This is a genomic window from Halomonas sp. DP8Y7-3 (assembly GCF_019801675.1).
GTDB lineage: Bacteria > Pseudomonadota > Gammaproteobacteria > Pseudomonadales > Halomonadaceae > Halomonas > Halomonas litopenaei_A.
The window spans coordinates 317586-334933 of record NZ_JAHVIO010000019.1 but is presented as its reverse complement, the minus strand read 5'-3'; the positions used below and the strand labels follow the sequence as shown (position 1 = coordinate 334933).

The window sequence follows — 17348 nt, the reverse complement described above, 5'->3', positions numbered from 1 at the left end:
GGAATGGATCATGACGCTGAACCACTTTTCTCCCTCCTTGGGTGGGGTAGGGCCCGGCAGTCAAGAAGGTGCCGAACTCGACTATCTTCCCATGCCGTCGGACATGCGCACCTTTCATGCCTCGTTGCCTGAAGTGGAAGACCCCGAACGCATTCGCCCGGCTCTTACGGCGTTGAAGGCCTTGGCCGCGGCCGCGTCTCGGTGGACGCCGGAAGGCGGCAATCTGGTGGTTGAGCTTCCACCGCTGGACGACGAAAACCGTCGGGTGGTGGCCGATACACTCGGGGAAGGAGAGGTCTCGGTGCGTGCGACGGGTGAGCCATCCTGCGATGTACAGGAGTCCATCTTCGCCGGGCTTTGGCGAGTGACCACGGTAGGCAGTGGCGGGGCTGACGAGCGAATCGAGATCGGCAGGGTGACCAGTGCCGCGCTGAAGACGCCACCCAAGCGAATTTTCTGCCCGCCGGAACCGGCGGCAGGGGTCGTCAATGGCCCCTTTATCGTCACGGAGCTGGTCGAGCGCTGTCACGCTCACCGTCCCGGCGATGAGCCTTATGCCATCAATCTGTCGCTACTGCCCCATACCCCGGAGGACCTTCATTATCTTGAGCTGGCGCTGGGCCGGGGCGAGGTATCGATCCTGTCCCGGGGCTACGGCAATTGCCGTATCGACAGCACGGCGCTGGAGCATGTCTGGCGGGTGCGTTATTTCAATTCCCAGGATGCGCTGATTCTCGACGTCATCGAAGTGTCCGACATCCCTGAGGTGGCCTGCGCGGCGGCTGAGGACATCGCCGACTCCGTGGTCCGGCTTGAACAGACGCTGGAGGCCATGGCGTGATCCATTCCCAGTTTGAAGGGTCCTTCCTTGGCGACCCGGCGCGTCTGGACGATAACGCCCGTCTTGAATGCAAGATTTGCTGGTACTGCTATGACCCGGCATTGGGTGACAGCAGCAGGCAAATAGCGCCAGGCACGCCATTTTCTCGTCTTCCAGCGGATTGGCGCTGCCCCAGCTGCGATGGCGATAGGCAACAGTTTATGGTGCTGAGTGACGATAACCCGCCCGCCACCACAGCCATCATCGAGCCGAGCCTGGGTGAGCCGCCGTCCGCGGACGCTCGCGCTCAACCTGAGGACGCTCACCGGGGGACTAGCGTGTCGGGTGTGACACCCTTGGGTCCGGCAGAACCTGCGTCTGCAACGTCAATCGATGCGTCCTTCCCTCAGGGCTCCACCAGCACCTGTCACGGGGCCGGTAAAGTGGCCGATAGTCCGGCCAGTAACGGGACCGATAGTCAGGTCATCAGTCAGGCCAGCAGCCAGGTCCGTTCGCTGGTCGAGGCCTTCCGTGAGACCCAGGCATCGCGCATGAAAGATATGCCCTTCTGTCATCCAGGGCTTAGCGTCGCGTCGGTGGGCTTTCGGGAGTGGCAGTCCACGACATCGAAATACCAGGGGCAGTTGGGCGTGTTGATCGCCCCCTGGCTGATGAATCTGGTGCTTATCCCTGCGACCGATGAAGTGAGCGACCTGCGTTCAGGAGACAAGCGGATAGTGGCCTTTCCCTCGGGGGAGTATGAATTCATCTACAACCTGAGCGAGCCTGTGGGCGGTTTTTTTGCCTGCGCCCTGTTCTCGGACATGAGCGAGTTCACGAGCCAGGAATATGCGGTAGACGTTGCCCATGCGGTTATGGATGCCCTGTTCGATGCGACCCATCGCGCTGAGACGGATCGTCACGCGGATATCGCCGCCAGACAGCACAGCGCCCAGGATGACGAGGCTCCATCCACGGACGACTCCTCACCAGCGGTTCAGCAAGATCCCGATATTCACCAACCGCATCCGAGTGCTTCGCAGCGTCCGCGCTCACGTCGTGACGTGGTGACCATCGGCCTGTCTGGAAAGGCAGCATCCTGATGATGCCTGCTCTGGTCATCGACCATGACCCTCACCGGCCTGAAGGCGCCAACTCGCCTGTCTTTCGCGTTCGGCAGCGCGGCCGTCTGCCCAATCACTGGCTAAAGGACCGTCGTCCTGCCGAGGCTCTGGCCATGGTGGGATGTCTGTACAACCTCTGCGCCGCCGCCCAGATCGCCGCCGCCGCGTCTGCCATGGGGCTGGCGGTGCCAGCCGCACAGCACACCGACATCCAGTGTGAAGTGCTGCGAGAGCACGCGCTGGTGATGTTGCGCGACTGGCCTGGGGCCATGGGGCATCCGGCGGCGGGCAACGAGCTGCAGGGGCTTGCCAGCATGGGGCTGGCTGACCTTGAGGAGTTTGAGCACCGGCTATTGGCCCAGCGGGCGAACCGGGTGCTCGCCGATCTCTCGGCGTGGTGGATTGCCTCAACCAGCCTGCCTGCTCAGGTACTACGGCAGACGGCTGACTGGCCGCCCGAGGTTGGACGCATGGAGGCGGTCAATGACCCCAGCTTTGTGCGACGCGTTGCCTCTGATCCTTCCTTGGCGCCACTCATCGCCCGGCATGGCTGGAGCCTGCATGTTCGGATGCTGGCGCGCGTCGTCGAGGTGGCGCGCCTGATCGAGGGTTTGCGTGGTGTCAGAGATGACGCAGCTGGCGGCGATGGTACGTCCCGCAGCGGCACATGCTCAGCGTCGTCAGCGCGTGCCTGGTTTGGTCGATCCCGTCCCGGCGACGGCTGGGCAGAGGCCGCTCGTGGCCGGTTGTGGCATCAGGTCGATTGCCGCGATGGCCGGGTCATGGCGTACCGCATCCATACCCCTACCGATGCCATGCTCGATACACCTCTTGTAGATGGCCACGACGATGATGACGGCGGGTGCCAGCCGGGATTTCTGGCGCGACTGCTCAGCTCTGCCTACGGCTCAGGCGACAGCGGTGCCCGGCAACGTGTGGCCATTGCCCTCAGCTGCGCAGACCCTTGTCTGCCGGTGGTGTGGCAGACGACGGATATGACCTGGCCTGCATCGCAGCAAGCGGGAGGAGACATCAACGCAGCCGGAGAGCGGGGGGGCCAGCATGCATGAGTTGAGCCTGTGCCAGGGGATCGTGGAGCTGATTGAAGAGCACGCCCGCAGCGATCCGTTCACCCAGGTCACCCGAGTCTGCCTGGAGGTCGGCGCCCTGGCGTGTGTCGAGCCCGACGCGCTGCGGTTTGGGTTCGACCTGAGCGCTCGAGGAACCCTCGGCGAGGGCGCCAGGCTTGAGATCGTCGAGGTGGCTGCTGTCGCCTGGTGCTTTGGTTGCAACCAGACTGTGACGCTCAAGCAGCGGGGCGATCATTGCCCGTGCTGCGCCAGCTCGCGCCTGAGAGTCACCGGCGGAGAAGAACTTCGCATCAAGGAACTGGAGGTAATCTGATGTGTACCGTATGTGGATGCGCCGGGACAGGCGTGCAGAACCGTCCCGGTGAGGACGACCACACCCATCATGACCACGCGCATGACCATAAGCACGATCACCACGCGCATCATCACGGACATAGCCACGACCAGGGTCACTATCGTAGCCATGCTCATAGCCACGACCATCACCACGACCATCACCACGATCATGGGCATGACCATCACCATGATCATAGCCATAGCCATGACCTTAGCCATAGCCAGGCAGGCCCCGCGGATGAACAAGGCCCCCGGCATGCCATGGGCAGCGTCATCGCCGGTGCCGAGGCGCATCTGGACTGTGGTTCGGGACCCGCTGGCGTCGAGGTGGCGGGGTTGTCGCAGCGCCGGCTGATCGAGATCGAGACAGACGTGCTGTCGCGCAATAACCGGATCGCCGACAGCGTACGCCAGCAGCTGGAAGCGAAAGGCGTGCTGTCGTTGAACCTGGTGTCCAGTCCAGGCTCCGGCAAGACCACGCTGCTGGTTGAGACGATTCGGCGGCTAGGGCCCGATGGACTGGCGGTCATTGAAGGCGACCAGCAGACGGCCAACGACGCTCAGCGTATTCGTGAGACGGGAGTCCCGGCGCTTCAGGTCAATACCGGAAAGGGCTGCCACCTGGATGCATCGATGATCGAGCGAGCGCTTCCCAGGGTGATGCCGGCGGAACTTGGGCTGCTGTTCATCGAGAACGTCGGCAACCTGGTGTGCCCTTCAGGGTTCGACCTTGGTGAAGATGCCAAGGTGGTCATCCTGTCGCTGACAGAGGGAGAGGACAAGCCGCTGAAGTATCCCCATATGTTCGCCGCAGCCTCCCTCATGCTGTTGAGCAAGATGGATCTGGCGCCCCATGTGGATGTCGATATAGAGGCCTGTGAAGCCTACGCCCGCCAGATCAACCCGGATATCGAGATCATCCGGCTGTCGGCCCGCAGTGGCGAGGGCATGGATCGCTGGCTTCAGTGGATCGCTCAGCGGCGAGAAATGCTGCGGCAGCGCGCGCTGGAGGCGGCACGCCAACGCCTCGAGAAGCTGGAGCAAGGCGAGGCGCCAGGCCTCAAGGTCCTGTGACGTGTCTTCCCTGACGGAGCGCTCGGCGCTGGGGGCGGGCCTGGTAGCAGCGGATGCGCTTCCCGGTGTGCTGGTGGTGGGCCAGTCGCTGTACGAGTCTCTGCTCGGCGGGCTGTCATCGCCTGCGCCGGAGTGTCTGGTCGCACCGGATTGGCCGGGGGCCCGGGAGCAGCTGACGCGGCAATGGGTAGGGGTGCTGGTCGTCGATACCCGGATGCCGTTGTCGCCGGGCTGGGTCCAGGAGCTGACCCAGCGCTGGCCCGACGTGCGTGGTCTTCTGGTGCTGGATGAGGCGTCTGAGGAGGAGACCGAGCATGCGGCAGCGATGGTCAGGGGAGGCGACAGCGGCGCGGCGCTGCCCGAGGCGTTTCAGCGTCTCTTTCGTCAGCATCTGCCGTGGACGCTGGTACGCGCCGTTGAGCATGCTCAGCAGCACTACTGGCTGGAGCGAGAAACACGTCGGCTGCGCGCCGAACAGGCGCTGTCACAGCCGGTTGTACAGGCGCGTCTGGCCGCGCATCGACAGCAGCTGCAACAGTCCCGCGGGTTTGAGCGAATCATCCGTTTGCCGGGGTCGCCCCTTGATGGCCTCTGTCATCTGGCTGCTCGGATAGCCGGCTTCGACGTCCCGGTATTGGTGACAGGAGAAAGTGGCACCGGCAAGGAGCTGATGGCGAGGGCCATACATTCAGCCAGCCTGCGCTCCGAGATGCCCTTTCTCGCGTTGGATTGCGGCGCGGTGTCAGACGAGTTGCTGGAAAGCGAGCTGTTTGGACATTGCAAGGGGGCCTTTACCGGCGCCAGTGCCCACCGTATCGGTATGTTGGAGCGGGCGCAGCAGGGCACGCTGCTGCTCGACGAGATTGGGGACGCCTCGCCCGCCTTTCAGCTGAGATTGCTGCGCTTCCTGCAGGAGGGCGAGATACGTCCGGTGGGCACCAACACTGTGCGTCAGCTGGATGTGCGGGTGATTGCCGCCACCCACCGTGACCTGGCGGCAGAGGTGGCGGCGGGCCGCTTTCGGGAAGACCTGTACCATCGTTTGAACGTTGCCACGGTGGCCCTGCCGGCACTGCGTGAACGGCCTGAGGATATTCCTTCGCTGGCAGAAGCGCTGTTGATGCAGCTGGCCAGCCGTCACGGCGTGCGTGTCTCGGGGTTTGGTCCTGGCGTGCTTGACTGTCTATCGGCCCAACCCTGGAGCGGTAACGTGCGCGAGCTGGAAAATCAGATTACGCGCATGCTGATGATGACGACCGGCGCGACCATTGGTCTGGAGCTGCTGCCCGAAGCACTGCGAGCACCACCCCATGCCAGCATGTTCAGTGAAGAGCCGTACCGTGAAGAGTATCGTGAAGAGCCGTGCCGTAAAGAGCGGGGTCGTGAAGGATGGGGCTGTGAAGGATGGGGTTGTGAAGAAAGGAGCAAGGGGCCGGTCAGGAGGGGAGCCGGAGGTGCCGCTAGAAGTGACATCAGAGCAGAGCAAACAGACGGGGGGCTAGGCGCAGTCCCAGGAGAACACTGCGTTCGTGATAGCCATCGACAGAGTCATCCTGCCTCGACGACAGCTCCCGCGGCGACCCTGCGGGAGCAGATCGAACTGTTGGAGACGCGCTGCCTGCTCGATGCGTTGACCCGGCATGCCGGCAACAAGACACGTGCCGCCGAGGAGCTTGGGCTTTCGCGCATTGGGCTGCGCGCCAAGCTCAAGCGCTATGGAATCGACTATGGGATTGAGGGTGGCGACGCGGCGGGGCCCAGTGACGCCACCTAAGACCGCGCTGCATAGATCATCAAGCGCTTGCGGTTCAACAAATCCTGGGAAGCTGCTCACCCACCAGCATGTCAACGATTCGCTGGCCGCCGAACAGGGTGCGCAGGGTAACCCGCCCGGGTTTGCCGGAGTAGGCGTGGCCGATCACGCTGGCGTCCCGGCCCAGGGGGTGGCGCTTGAGCGCGGCCAGGGCGGCATCGGCACGATCCGCCGGTACCACGGCCACCAGCTTGCCTTCGTTGGCCAGATAGAGAGGGTCCAGGCCCAGGATCTCGCACATGCCCCTGACCTCTCGGCGCAGCGGCAAGGACGCATCCTGAAGTTCGATGGACAGTTGCGAGGCCTCGGCCATCTCGTTGAGCACCGTGGCGACCCCACCGCGGGTGGCATCGCGCAGGCAGCGTGTGTTCGGCACCGCCTCGAGCAGTGCTTCCACCAGGCCATTGAGGGCGGCGCAGTCGCTCTCTAGAGCCGTCTCCAGCGAGAGATCCCCACGGGCGGCCAGGATCGCTGCACCGTGGTCGCCCAGCCAGCCGTTGACGATGACCACGTCAGTCGCCTGAATCTGCTCGATGCTCAGGTGGCGCTCGGCAGGGATCACCCCCACACCGGTGGTGGTGATGAAGATACCGTCACAGGCGCCACGCTCCACCACCTTGGTATCGCCGGTCACGATGGCGACCCCCGCACGGTCTGCCGCTTCCTTCATGGATCGGGCAATACGTCTCAGGTCTTCGACCGGCAGTCCTTCTTCCAGAATCACCGAGCAGGACAGATAGCGCGGAAGGGCGCCACCTACCGCCAGGTCATTGACGGTGCCGCAGACCGCCAGGCTGCCGATGTCCCCACCCGGAAAGAACAGAGGTTTCACCACGAAGCTATCACTGGTCATGGCCAGCCGATCCCCGGCACGGCAGAGGGGTTCCAGCGCCAGTCGAGCCTGATCCTCGAGGGTATCCTCAGGGGCGCCGAAGGCACGAATGAAGACATCATCTATCAGGTCCTTCATGGCCTTGCCGCCACCCCCATGGGCCTGGGTGATGGTGGCTGCATTGACGGTGGCCAGAGTACGCTTGTGGCTCATGGCGAGACCTCTTCATGCTGCTCTGCGCGGGGGCCGCCATATTGGAAGTAAGCGGCGCAGGCGCCTTCACTCGAGACCATAAGGGCGCCGCAGGGGGACTCCGGGGAGCACTGGCTACCGAACAATTCACACTGCCAGGGCTTGAGATTGCCGGTCAGTACCTCGCCACAGCGCAGCGCCTCGGGGTCGGCCACCTGCTGGTTCGGGAGCGAGAACTTGCGCTCGGCATCGTAGGCGGCGTATGCCTGCCTAATCTGCATGCCGGAGTCCTCGATGGGCCCCAGGCCCCGCCACTCGCATGACTGGCGGGATTCGTACACTTCGTGGACAGCCTGCAGTGCAGCGGGATTACCGTCTCGGGAAACCAGCCGCTGGTACTGGTTTTCGACCTCGGCGCGGCCGTCGTGCAGCTGGCGCACCACCATCAGCAGAGATTGCAGCATGTCCAGGGGCTCGAAGCCGGAGATGACCACCGGGCAACGGTAATGTTCAGCGATGAAGCGGTAGGGCTCGGTGCCGATGATCATTGACACATGGCCCGGCCCGAGAAAACCGTCCAAGCGATGATCGGGATTCTCGAGAATGGCCTTCAGCGTGGGAATGATGGTGATGTGGTTGCAGAACACCGAGAAGTTGGTGATGCGCTGGCGCTGCGCCTGGGTGATGGTCAGAGCCGTGGAGGGGATCGTGGTCTCGAAGCCCAGGCCGAAGAACACCACTTCCCGTTCTGGATGGCGGATAGCGAGATCCAGTGCATCCATGGGCGAGTAGACGATGCGCACGTCGGCGCCTTCGGCCTTGGCCTGAAGCAAGCTCTTGCGAGAGCCCGGGACCCTGATGGCATCACCAAAGGTCGCCAGGATGACCTCGGGGCGTTCAGCGATCGCCAGGCAGTCATCTACGCGTCCCATGGGCAGCACGCAGACCGGACAGCCCGGGCCGTGGATCAGCTCCAGCTGCTTGGGCAGCATCGCCTCCAGCCCATAGTGGAAGATCGCGTGGGTGTGACCTCCGCAGACCTCCATGATGCGAAGGGGGGCAGGGCGATCACGACAGATCTTCTCGACCAGCGTGGTGATGTGCTCCAGGGTCTGGCGGGCTCGCGTGTGGTCGCGGAATTCATCGATAAACTTCATTGCCGCTTCTCCTGGCTGTCGATCAAGGCATCGAGTTCGTGGGTATCACCGAGCATGTCCAGCATCGCCAGGGTACGTTCCGCGGCGGCAGCGTCGATCCGGTTCAGGGCGAACCCGACGTGTACCAGCACCCAGTCTCCCACGCAGGATTCGGGCGGATGGGCATCATCGATGATGCAGGCGATATTGATCTGGCGGCGGACGCCACTGACGTCCACGGTGGCCAGACTGGTGTCGATATCATCGATCGTGATGATCTGCCCCGGGATTCCCAGGCACATGGGTACTCTCCTGTGAGTCGTCGTCATGGCCGTCGGGCACTAGACAAGGGTGTAACGGCGAGTGTGGTGGGTGCTGGCGGCGAGCAGGTGCTGCGGCAATCAGCGCCTGGCCAAGGGCAATGCCCCCGTCATTGGCCGGTACCTGGCGGTGACTCAGCACCTTGAAGCCCAGCGCACCAAGGCGCTGCTCGACCAGCGCAAGCAAGCTACGGTTGTGGAAGCAGCCACCACTCAGGGCCACGGTGTCAAAAGGGTGGTCTTGCGAGAGTGTCGAAGCGACACGAGCCAAGGCGGTGGCCAGGCCCAGATGAAAGCGCGCCGCGCAGAGGGCCGGGTCGCAGCCCCTGGCCAGATCATCAAATAGCACCGGCCACAGGGGGGCCGGGTCCAGCAGCATGACGCCAGTGTCTGAAACGGTAATGTCGAGGGGATAGCCTGGGGCGGTGCCGAGGTCGTGCACGGACATTCGGGCCAGTGCCCTGGCAGCCAGTGTTTCCAGCGCCATGGCGGCTTCGCCTTCGTGATGCTGGTGCTCGAAGCTCAGCTCGAGTGCCGCCGCGACGGCGTCGAACAGCCTGCCGCAGGATGACGCCTTGGGGCTGTTGAGGCCTGCCTTGAGCATGGCAACCAGGGCTTGCAAGGGCATGCCGCCAAGCCGCTTGACCACATCCAGTTGGGGATAGCCTCCTAGCAAGGCGTCAATGCCAGGGCCGGCGAACCACTGGGCGACAAGATTGCGCCAGGGTTCTCGGGCGGCGGCTGCGCCTCCGGGCATGGGCACCGCCTTCAATGCTGCCACGCGCTGACACTGCTGGTAGTCCGCCAGCAGGCACTCTCCACCCCATAGCTCACCATTCAGGCCAAGGCCGAGGCCATCCAGGGCGATACCCAGTACCGTCGGTGCAGACAGGGGTCGGCCATGTTCGCCCAGGCAGGCGGCAATATGGGCATGGTGGTGGCCGACTTGCGTTATCGTCAGCCCCTCGCGAGCGGCCATCGCTGTGGCCAGGTGGCTCGTGTGGTAGTCCGGATGACGATCGCAGGCCAGCCAACCAGGACGATGATCGTAGAGCTTCAGAAAATCCTGCAGATGATGCTCGAAGTCATCCAGGGTGGCGGGATCGTCCAGGTCGCCTTGATGAGGCGACAGAATGGCGCGTTCTCGATCGATCAGGCAGAACGTGGCTTTCTGCTGTGGGCCAAGGGCGAGGCCAGGGCCAATATCCTCGAACCCCGGCGGCAATGGCAGCGACGTTGGCGCGAAGCCCCGAGCCCGCCGCAGGACGCGCAAGGCCCCCGCGGCGTCCTGAACCAGGCTGTCATCAACGCGCCTGACGATACCGCGATCATGGCTCAGGGCGTGGCTGGCCATGGCCCCCAGTGCATCAGTCAGACGAGCATCATCGATCAGCTGCGGCTCGCCCGAGGCATTGCCACTGGTCAGTACCAGCGGTACGTCGATATGTCGAAACAGCAACAGGTGCAGAGGCGTGGACGGCAGCATCACCCCCAGGCGGTCCAGACCTGGAGCCAGGTTCGGGGCGATATCTAGAGCCAGGTTCGGGGCGATGTCGGGAGCCAGGTTCGGGGCGATATCTAGAGCCAGGTTCGGGGCGATATCTAGAGCCGGATTCGGGGCGATATCTAAAGCCAGGTTGGGGGCCTGGCTAGGCCTTTTGGGAGACATGTGCGTGTCGGTGGCCGACATGGGCGGAGCCTTGCGTCGCTCCAGCAGGACGATCGGCGCCGCCGGGCTCTCTAGCGCCTCGGCCTCCCGCGGGCTGACGTGGCAGTAGCGGGAGACCATCGCGAGATCCGCCATCATCAACGCCAGGGGCCGCGTCGGTCGACGCTTCAATTGGCGCAGTCGTGCGACCACATCCTCTCGAGAGGCATCACAGGCGAGCTGATAGCCGCCGAGTCCCTTGATGGCCACGATATGACCCGCGCAGATCAGCTCTGCTGCGGCCATGATCGGATCGGCATCAGGGCTGCTTTCAGGGCTGCCATAAAAGTTAGCAGCGTGGTTCTCCGGGTCGGTGGCGGGCACACCATGGTCGCGATCAAGGCGCAGCAGCGAGACCCGTGGACCGCAGTCGGGGCAGGCGATGGGCTGTGCGTGGAAGCGCCGATCGGCAGGGGAACGGTACTCCTGGCAGCAGCTGGCGCAAAGCGGAAAGGCCGCCATGGTCGTGGCGGCACGGTCGTAGGGCATGGCCCGGATAATCGACAGTCGCGGGCCGCAGTGGGTGCAATTGGTCAATGCATAGCCCGAGCGGCGCTGCATCGGATCGAGAATCTCGGCTTTGCACGCGGCGCAGACAGCGGCATCTGCAGCAATATCGGTGCGAGTTAGTCCGGGCCGACTGTCGATGATGGTGAAATCGGTGATCGATTCCACTGGGGGCAACTCGGACGATGCGATGCCTGTGATGGTCGCCAGCGGTGGCGGCTCACTGTCGAGCTGTGTCAGCAGCGTCGCCAACTGTGCCGGGGACCCCTGAGCGCGAATCACGACCCCCTGGCCATCATTGCGGACATTCCCCGTCACGCCAATAGCGGTGGCGAGCTGCCATACCCAAGGACGAAACCCGACGCCCTGAACGCAGCCCTGCACCCTGATCTCAAGCGCTGACATCACAAGGTCGGGGGAAGCGGGAAGGGGAGTGGTGGTCACTGGCGTACGCCTTCGGGCAGCAGGCAAATGTTCCGCACGACTATTCCACAGTCTTTTCCAGGCTGCGGTGAGCTGCGTCACGGTCTGTGTTCACCTTACTCCTCTTGTCCCGCCTTTCTCGGCGGAACCTATGCAGTGCTGAGCCCTGACGACAGACCCCATGTCACGCTGACTGCGTTGACGTCTTGGCGACGTCTCAAGCCGTCATCGCTTGGCATTCCTTAAATACTGTATAAAATAACAGTATTCTGTTCAGCATGACTCGCATCACTTTCAAGGAGGGGGCGCCATGACAGCAGCACACCCCGTCGACATCACTCAACTAATGCAACGGGGAACGTTATGGCGCGCGGGCCGTGATCCTGCGCGGGACTGGGAGACCTCTCAGGCGGATGCTCTGGTTGTGCCAAGCGGATTCGCGACACTGGATGAGGTGATGGGTGGTGGCTGGCCCCGTGGAGACCTGATGGAGTGGCTGCTTGACCATCCCGGTATCGGTGAAATCCGCCTGCTGGCGCCACTGATGACCCGCAGCCAGCGGATTGTCTTGCTGGATCCCCCTTGGATACCTCATGCCCTGGCACTGCAGGCGGCGGGCATCGGTATCACCAAGATCCATGTCATTCAGACAGGCACCACCAAAGAACGTCTGTGGGCCATGGAACAGGTGGTGAAAAGTGGCTGTTGTGACCTGGTGCTTGGCTGGTTTGGCGCCCTCCAGGGCAGCTGGTTGCGTCGCCTGCAACTGGCGATGGCGGGGGGCACCGGGGTCGGCGTATTGCTGCGCCCTGCATCGCTTGGCCAGCAAGGGTCTGCTGCGCCCTGGCGTTTGCGCCTGGGAGGCAGCGCGAATGGTCGGCTTGAGGTGGAGGCCTTCAAGCGCAAGGGTGCCATACCGGCAAAAACGATCACGTTGGATCTGCCGACCTCGTCCCTGTCACCGGTGAACAGGGGGGCGCCATGAAGGGGTTATGGCTGTGCCTGCATGGTCCTCGCTTTGAGCTTGACGTGGTGGCTCTTGGCGACACGCAGCCCAAGGCGCTGGTATCGGCCAATGGAGAGCGTGTCCAGCAGGTATGCAGCAAGGCCCAGCGTCAAGGAGTGCGGCCCGGCATGACCGTGAGCACGGCGCTCAGCCTGGAGCCTGAGCTGCAATTGTTCACGGCGGACACGGCCGCCTGTCGACAGCGGCTGGAAGGGCTCGCCCTGTGGGTGGGACGTTTTAGCGCGCGTGTCAGTTTCGAGCCTAGCCTCGCTGGCGAGCCTGCCCGGGGGGTGGTGCTGGAAATTGGCTCGATGCTCCATTACTTCGGTGGTCTTGCCGCGCTGTGGTCCAGGCTGGAGAGCGAGCTGGCCGGTCTGGAGCTCGAACTCGTCTGCGCCACGGGGCATACGCCCTTGGCGGCGGTGCTGCTGGCTCGTGCGGGGGGCGTCCGCCCAGACGTTGAGGACAGCGCTGTTCGGGGCTCTGGTTTTCGGGGCTCTGGTTTTCGGGGCAATGGTACTCAGAGCCCTGGAGCCGATGTTGATGGCCATCATCGGCGGCTGGGGCAGCTGTCGTTGTCCCAGCTGGCGCTGCCGCGTGCCCAATTGGCGCGTTTGCAAGGGCTAGGCTTCCAGCGTGTTCGCGATCTGCTGGCTCTGCCTACGGCATCTCTGGCTTCGCGACTGGGTCCTGATCTGACCCAATGGCTCAAGCGGCTGACCGGTGCTGTGCCTGACCTGCTGCCCGTCTTTGAGCCGCCACCGCGGCTGGAGCGTGAGCTCGAGTTGAACCATGACATCGAATTGGCGCCTGCGCTGCTGTTCCCCTTGAAGCGACTGCTGATGGAAATGGAGGGCTTTCTGCATGTGCGCTGCGCCAAGGCGCTGTCGCTGCAGCTGACGCTCTATCAGCGGGATGCAGAGCAGCACATCTCGGTGGGACATGCCGGAGGAGAGCAGTCTGCCGATGCCTGGCTCGAGTTATGTCGGTTACGCCTGGAGCGCTGTGAGCTCAATGCGCCAGTGCGCCGTCTGCGACTAGAGGTCAGCGAACTGACGCAGCAGGAGCAGCCCGCCCAGGACCTGTTCGATACGGCGCCCCCCAAAGAAACTGCCGACGCCCTGTTCAGCCGCCTGCGAACCCGGCTTGGTCAGAACAGTGTCATGCAGCCTCGCTGGCGCGAGGATCATCGCCCTGAGCGAGCCTCGACGCTTGAGCGATGCACCCGCGCAGCGGCGCAGGTGTTGCCCCAGGGCCCGCGTCCTGCCTGGCTGTTGCCCACCCCGCTGGCCATGTCGTCGGCAGCGCTGTCGCAGTTGGAGTGGCTTGCCGGGCCCGAGCGCCTGGCCAGTGGCTGGTGGGACGCCGCCCCGGCCCGGCGGGATTACTACGTCGTGAGATTTGGCGATGCCCGCTGTGGCTGGATCTTCCGTGACCACACCGGGCAATGGTGGTTGCATGGCTGGTTCGGTTGAACACTGCGAGCCCTCATCGGAGCACGCTGCCCCACGGATAGCGCCTGCAGCCGATATAGCCTCTGGGGCGCCGCCGCTGGCCTATGCGGAGCTCTATTGTCTGACGAACTTCACCTTTCTCAAGGGGGCCTCTCACCCCCACGAGCTGGTGGAGAAGGCGGCCTGCCTGGGCTATCGCGCGCTGGCTATCACCGATGAATGTTCCGTGTCCGGCGTGGTGCGCGCCTGGGAGGCCGCCCGCGATCTGGATATGACTCTGCTAGTCGGCGCGGAATTTCGTTTTGAGGATCAGGCGGTGGTGGTGCTGGCCGAGAATCGCCAGGGCTATGCGCAACTTTGCCGGATGATCACCCTGGCCCGACGGAGGGCCCCCAAGGGCCATTATCGGTTGGACTGGGAGGAGCTCTCAGGGCTTGAGGATTGCCTGCTGCTGTATGACCCAGCGGGCAGTGACGATCGCTGCGCCTATCGCATGGCCTGGCTGAAGCAGCATTATCCAGGGCGTAGCTGGGTCATGCTGCTGCGCCACTTTGATGCCGGTGAAGAGGTGCGTCATCACCACACCGCCACCATGGCGAAACGTCTTGGGCTGCCCTTGGTCGCTGCCGGTGGGGTGCTGATGCATCAGGCTGCGCGCAAGCGTCTGCAGGACGTGCTGACGGCGCTGCGTCATGGCACCAGCGTGCAGCAGGCGGGCTATCTGCTCGAGCCTAATGCAGAGCGCTGTCTGCGTTCGCTGCCACGCCTGGCCGAGTGCTTTAGCCGTGACATGCTCGACGAGAGCGTGCGCATTGCCGAGCGCTGCCAGTTCGATCTTGGCCAGCTGCGCTATGAATACCCCGAGGAGCTGGTGCCCGAGGGCCATACCCCCATGAGTTGGTTGGTCCACAAGGTGGAGCAGGGACAGGCCAAGCGCTTTCCGGATGGAACGCCTGTCGAGATTGCCGCGCAGATTCAGCACGAGCTGTCGCTGATCGAGCGGATGCAGTATGCCCCCTTCTTCCTGACCATCGAGGATATCGTGGCCTTTGCCCGCGGACAGGGCATCCTGTGTCAGGGCAGGGGATCCGCCGCCAACTCGGTGGTGTGCTATTGCCTGTTCATTACCGAGGTGGATCCACGCCAGGTGCAGTTGCTGTTCGAGCGCTTCATTTCCGAAGAGCGTGACGAGCCGCCGGATATCGATGTCGATTTCGAGCATGAGCGGCGTGAGGAAGTGATCCAGTACATCTATCGTCGCTATGGGCGGGAGCGAGCCGGGCTGGCCGCCACGGTGATCAGCTATCGTCCTCGCAGCGCGCTGAAGGACGTGGGTAGGGCGCTGGGGCTGCAGCCCAGCTACCTGAGCTGGCTTGCCAGCCGACTGGATCGACGTGACGGCGAACAGGCGTGGTTGGCCGGGTTGCGCATGGAGCTTGCTCAGTCCGCCGCGGTGACGGCGTCGTCTTCCCGAGGGGCCGCCTCGGCCGAGCCGGGCAGCGAGGATGGCGCGCGCAGCCTTCGTCAGCACCTGGTAGAGCTGGTCGAGCAACTGCTGGGCTTTCCACGCCATCTTTCACAGCACGTGGGTGGGTTTGTCATTTCTCGGGGTCCGCTGCATGAATTGGTCCCGGTGGAAAATGCCGCCATGCAGGAGCGCACGCTGATTCAGTGGAACAAGGACGATCTGGAGAGCCTGGGCTTGCTGAAGGTCGACGTGCTGGCGCTGGGCATGTTGACCGCGATACGCAAGACCCTTGGCCTACTGGGCCAGCCACCAAAACACAGCCAGCAACAGGCCCGGCAGGAAAACAGCGACTCGCCATCTGACCATGGCGGTGACCGGGTCATTACCCCCATCGAGGCGCTCGCGGCGATTCCTCGGGAAGATCCAGAGGTCTATCGCATGCTGTCCCGTGGAGACAGCATCGGTGTCTTCCAGGTCGAGAGTCGTGCCCAGATGAACATGTTGCCCAGGCTAAAGCCCCAGAATTACTACGATCTGGTGATCGAGATTGCCATCGTCAGACCGGGGCCGATCCAGGGCGACATGGTCCACCCGTATCTGCGCCGCCGGGACGGGTTGGAACAGGTCGAGTACCCCAGCGCGGATGTCAGAAAGGTGCTAGAGCGAACCCTGGGAGTCCCCATCTTCCAGGAGCAGGTCATCAAGCTCGCCATGGTGGCGGCGGGCTATAGCGGTGGCGAGGCTGACCAGCTCAGGCGCGCCATGGCGGCCTGGCGACGGGCGGGCACCATCGCCGAGCACCAGCACAAGCTGACCGCCGGCCTGCGCGAGCGTGGTTACACCGACGAATTCGCGGCGGCCATCTGTCGCCAGATAGAAGGCTTCGGTCAGTACGGTTTCCCCGAGTCCCATGCGGCCAGCTTCGCCCACCTGGTCTATGTGTCCGCCTGGCTCAAGTGCCATCACCCCGCGGCCTTCTGCTGTGGACTGCTCAATAGTCAGCCCATGGGCTTCTATTCGCCGTCTCAACTGTTGCAGGACGCTCAGCGCCATGGGGTTCAGGTGAGGCCTGTAGACCTGCTGCGAAGCCGCTGGGAGTCGGCGCTGGAGGTCGATGATGAGGCTCCCCCTGAGGCAGCGGGCGCGCCAGTGCATCCCGCAGGGCCAGCGGTGCGGTTGGGGTTGCATCTGGTGAAGGGGCTCAGCAGGGAGGCAGTGCTGGCGCTTCTGGAGGAGCGTGACCGATCCCCCTTTACCCGTCTTGCCGATGTGCGCCGGCGTGTATCGATCCGCTCACAGGACTGGGAGGCGCTGGCCTCTGCGGGTGCCCTGGCCGGTCTGTCGGGACACCGCTATCAGGCCCGTTGGGATCTGCTGGCGCCTCAGCCAGGCCTGGCCCTGGGGGACACCGAGCTGCTCGATGACGACAGCACGGCGTTGATGCCGCCCCTTGAGCAAGATGACCTTGAGGCGGACTATCGCCACCTCGGGCTCAGTCTTGGGCGCCATCCCATGGCGCTGCTGCGTGAGTCCACGGCGGGGCAACGGCAGGGGCTCGATGGCTGTCTGACCGCCCAGCAGCTGTTGACCGTGGATCACGGCTGCCTGGTTCAGGTGGCAGGGCTCGTGACCACGCGGCAGCGGCCCGGTACGGCCTCTGGTGTCACCTTTGTGACCCTTGAGGATGATAGCGGCAATATCAATGTGGTGGTGTGGCGAGACACCGCCAAGGCTCAACGTCAGGCGTTACTCAATGCGCAGATACTGAGAGTGACCGGCCACCTGGAGCGAGAGGGGAGTGTGGTGCATGTGATCGCTGGCCGCCTGGAGGATATCGGCGCCTGGTGGAAGGCGCTGAGCGTGACGTCGCGGGATTTTCGTTAGTTGCTGTTTCGCTCTGGTGCTACCAAAAACGGCACCGAGGCGTACCTCGGTGCCGTTCTGGTCATCGTGCTGGCCGGGCCTGCATTTCGACACCAGCGAGTGGTGGCAGGCCTCAGGCCCCGCTCAGCTCAGCCCAGCTCAGGCCCAAGCGTGTCGCGCC

The 17348-nt window shown here is 63.8% G+C and carries 13 protein-coding genes; 9 read left to right on the top strand and 4 right to left on the bottom strand.

From position 1 onward, the window contains the following. Nucleotides 1–10 precede the first annotated feature (10 nt). From KUV86_RS19085 to KUV86_RS19060, 6 genes are read left to right on the top strand one after another with little or no spacing between them, the layout of a single operon-like run. A complete protein-coding gene (locus KUV86_RS19085; RefSeq protein ID WP_222486192.1) occupies nt 11–841 on the top strand; it encodes a hydrogenase expression/formation protein in 831 nt (276 codons plus the stop codon). Continuing rightward, a complete protein-coding gene (locus tag KUV86_RS19080) occupies nt 838–1923 on the top strand; it encodes a [NiFe]-hydrogenase assembly chaperone HybE (protein ID WP_222486190.1) in 1086 nt (361 codons plus the stop codon). Before KUV86_RS19085 ends, KUV86_RS19080 begins: the two co-directional genes overlap by 4 nt. Further along, on the top strand, nt 1923–3014 hold the full coding sequence (locus KUV86_RS19075) for a hypothetical protein (protein ID WP_222486174.1): 1092 nt from the start codon (nt 1923–1925) through the stop codon (nt 3012–3014). The genes KUV86_RS19080 and KUV86_RS19075 overlap by 1 nt, the downstream gene beginning before the upstream one ends. Next, nucleotides 3007–3348 carry a hydrogenase maturation nickel metallochaperone HypA gene (gene hypA / locus KUV86_RS19070; protein WP_222486172.1) on the top strand — a complete coding sequence of 114 codons (342 nt, stop codon included), beginning with the start codon at nt 3007–3009 and terminating at the stop codon, nt 3346–3348. Before KUV86_RS19075 ends, hypA begins: the two co-directional genes overlap by 8 nt. Beyond that, nucleotides 3348–4445 carry a hydrogenase nickel incorporation protein HypB gene (hypB, locus tag KUV86_RS19065; RefSeq protein ID WP_222486170.1) on the top strand — a complete coding sequence of 366 codons (1098 nt, stop codon included), beginning with the start codon at nt 3348–3350 and terminating at the stop codon, nt 4443–4445. The genes hypA and hypB overlap by 1 nt, the downstream gene beginning before the upstream one ends. A gap of 1 nt (nt 4446) precedes the next feature. Next, on the top strand, nt 4447–6219 hold the full coding sequence (locus tag KUV86_RS19060) for a sigma-54 dependent transcriptional regulator (protein ID WP_222486168.1): 1773 nt from the start codon (nt 4447–4449) through the stop codon (nt 6217–6219). A gap of 34 nt (nt 6220–6253) precedes the next feature. Here the strand turns inward: KUV86_RS19060 and hypE are convergent, their stop codons facing one another. The 4 genes from hypE to KUV86_RS19040 are packed head-to-tail and all read right to left on the bottom strand — an operon-like array spanning nt 6254 to nt 11397. Further along, complete coding sequence (hypE, locus tag KUV86_RS19055) at nt 6254–7303, bottom strand: hydrogenase expression/formation protein HypE (protein ID WP_222486166.1); 1050 nt, start codon at nt 7301–7303, stop codon at nt 6254–6256. Further along, nucleotides 7300–8439: a hydrogenase formation protein HypD gene (gene hypD / locus KUV86_RS19050; RefSeq protein ID WP_222163555.1), complete on the bottom strand. Its 1140-nt coding sequence runs from the start codon at nt 8437–8439 to the stop codon at nt 7300–7302. The genes hypE and hypD overlap by 4 nt, the downstream gene beginning before the upstream one ends. Then, complete coding sequence (locus KUV86_RS19045; RefSeq protein WP_222486164.1) at nt 8436–8720, bottom strand: HypC/HybG/HupF family hydrogenase formation chaperone; 285 nt, start codon at nt 8718–8720, stop codon at nt 8436–8438. Before KUV86_RS19045 ends, hypD begins: the two co-directional genes overlap by 4 nt. Next, on the bottom strand, nt 8680–11397 hold the full coding sequence (locus KUV86_RS19040; protein ID WP_222486162.1) for a carbamoyltransferase HypF: 2718 nt from the start codon (nt 11395–11397) through the stop codon (nt 8680–8682). Before KUV86_RS19040 ends, KUV86_RS19045 begins: the two co-directional genes overlap by 41 nt. Nucleotides 11398–11686: 289 nt before the next feature. Here KUV86_RS19040 and imuA point away from each other — a divergent pair, with 289 nt between their 5' ends. The 3 genes from imuA to KUV86_RS19025 are packed head-to-tail and all read left to right on the top strand — an operon-like array spanning nt 11687 to nt 17188. Then, on the top strand, nt 11687–12361 hold the full coding sequence (imuA, locus tag KUV86_RS19035) for a translesion DNA synthesis-associated protein ImuA (protein ID WP_222238686.1): 675 nt from the start codon (nt 11687–11689) through the stop codon (nt 12359–12361). After that, nucleotides 12358–13857: a Y-family DNA polymerase gene (locus KUV86_RS19030; RefSeq protein WP_222486160.1), complete on the top strand. Its 1500-nt coding sequence runs from the start codon at nt 12358–12360 to the stop codon at nt 13855–13857. Before imuA ends, KUV86_RS19030 begins: the two co-directional genes overlap by 4 nt. Beyond that, nucleotides 13841–17188, top strand: a complete 3348-nt coding sequence (locus KUV86_RS19025; RefSeq protein ID WP_222486158.1) for an error-prone DNA polymerase — start codon at nt 13841–13843, stop codon at nt 17186–17188. Before KUV86_RS19030 ends, KUV86_RS19025 begins: the two co-directional genes overlap by 17 nt. Nucleotides 17189–17348 lie beyond the last annotated feature (160 nt).